The 1,905-nt window shown below is 45.6% G+C and carries 3 protein-coding genes; all 3 read right to left on the reverse strand.

The features are described from left to right. Positions 1-504 (reverse strand): lamin tail domain-containing protein (locus tag KKC1_RS17250; protein ID WP_305790420.1); only part of this gene is annotated, 504 nt, incomplete at its 3' end. Between the two features lie 468 nt (positions 505-972). Beyond that, positions 973-1,203: a hypothetical protein gene (locus tag KKC1_RS16170; RefSeq protein WP_088555309.1), complete on the reverse strand. Its 231-nt coding sequence runs from the start codon at positions 1,201-1,203 to the stop codon at positions 973-975. A gap of 33 nt (positions 1,204-1,236) precedes the next feature. Beyond that, positions 1,237-1,905 (reverse strand): RNA-guided endonuclease IscB (gene iscB / locus KKC1_RS15445; protein ID WP_192868292.1); only part of this gene is annotated, 669 nt, incomplete at its 5' end.

Here is a 1,905-nt window from a genome sequence, read left to right on the forward strand (position 1 = left end):
CTTGTTGTTCCAGATATACCTATTAGTCCACAGGAGCGTATTAGGACCAGCCTGAGCATTCGGCCCGCTCACAACCTTCAGGCTTCCGCCGGCTGGTATGACTGTTCCAGATGGAAAAGTAAAGGTTTGATTCCCTTTTTGACTGACTAGCTTCCAGCCGGTCAGGTTCACTGCTACGCCGCTGGTATTCTTGATTGTAAATACCTCACTCTTGAGGTCTATACCCACTATTTTCACGCCGCCGGAAGATGAAGTAGAAACGGGCGGCATGACAGGATTAGAGGAAGCAGCGGCGCGAGAATCATCTGGCGCTCGCTCTTTAACCTGTGAGGCTTTCTTATTGAAGGTGATGGTTTTTCCATCGCTGGTAGCCACAATGGTCCCTTGCAGGTCAGTGCGGAAAACCTGTATTCCTGCTTCTGCGAGTTTGGCCAAAGTTTCAGTGTGAGGATGGCCGTATTTATTATCCTTACCTACAGAGATAACAGCATATTTCGGCGACACAGCCTTTAGAAAAGCCTGAGTTGTAGAACTGCTACTACCGTGTTTTTCGAAAGGACCTACTTTAAAAGAATAAATAATCTCGATGGGCGCATAATCCAATTAAACGAAGATAACGTGGACTACTACAACAGCCTGCAAATGTATTCAAGCTACCGCCAGATTTATTCATTCGATGACAACTTTGAGTTAGCAAAAGAGATTTGCAGTAAACATCCTGAGCTCTGTTCGAAAAATAAGGAAAGAATAGCTGTAAACTAGGACATAGCAGCGTTAAAGAAACTGAACCCATATCCACAGAGACATTAATTCTCCCATTCCTAGAATGTTGTTAACTACAAGGACCAACGTTTTCCTGAAAGTAGTATAATGCAATCAGGGCCTTCTGCGGCAACAGAAGCCCCGACAACATAGCGAAGCTACACAAGGTGAAGCCAAAAGCCTAGCGGCAGCAAACGAAAAAGCCATTCATCAATCAATTAATTCTCTTATAGACTCAGCTTCGACGCTCCAGCGTTGTCGGTCACTCTTTCTCTCCACGATAACATGCGTAGAAGGAAAAAGACAGCATATTCCAACGACCTCTATCACGTCGCCGTCACGGTCAAAGTAGGTTTTCCCTATCAACTCACGATGATTAGGCAAGGGTTTTCCTGTTCGGACATCGATTTCAACCCAATTTATAAACTTCTTTTGTGCCATACTTCTGCACTCCTTTCATACCGTCATACCCTATCAATATTTTACAATTGCACGCCAAACCTGCACATAATGTTGGGTTACGACAACTTTGACCGGCGTACTTGGTCCAACACAACAGGCATCGAAGTAGTGTTCTTTAGGCAATCCACGAGTGACGCGGTTCATCTTGGTTAGAGCACCTGTGCCACACTCAACTGGGAGGCCAGTAGCCTTCAGGCGCTCATACAGGTGCCAGCGTGTGGTGTTTATAAAAGCTACTTCTCTTAGTGACTGTTTAGCTTGCTCTTGTATGTGGGGATAACCAAACTCAGTAGCTGTCATGGACCCCTTACGTTGATTGCATTCATGACAAGCAAGTGTCAGGTTGCTGATTCTATCGCTACCACCACGACACCTGGGTATGATGTGTTCAATCTCAAGAGGCACATCCTTTCTACCGCAGTAAGCGCATTTATGCCCCCATTTCTCAAGCAGGTACTCTTTGACTTCATAACCAAAAAGCGTACCCTTCTGGTATTCAATACCAGAAAGCTCCGGGTTCTGGAGTTTCTGAGTGTCAAACTTGACGTGTTCAGTAGAGATGGCTGTAATCGGCAGCAACTTCAGGAGTTTATTAACCGCACTCAAGGTTTGATTAACTCTAGCTTCAAACGAAGGAGGCAACCAGCCTTCTGGACGCTTGCGGTTTAGAAACCGGGGTTT

Origin of the sequence: Calderihabitans maritimus (assembly GCF_002207765.1) — a bacterium.
Lineage (GTDB): Bacteria > Bacillota > KKC1 > Calderihabitantales > Calderihabitantaceae > Calderihabitans > Calderihabitans maritimus.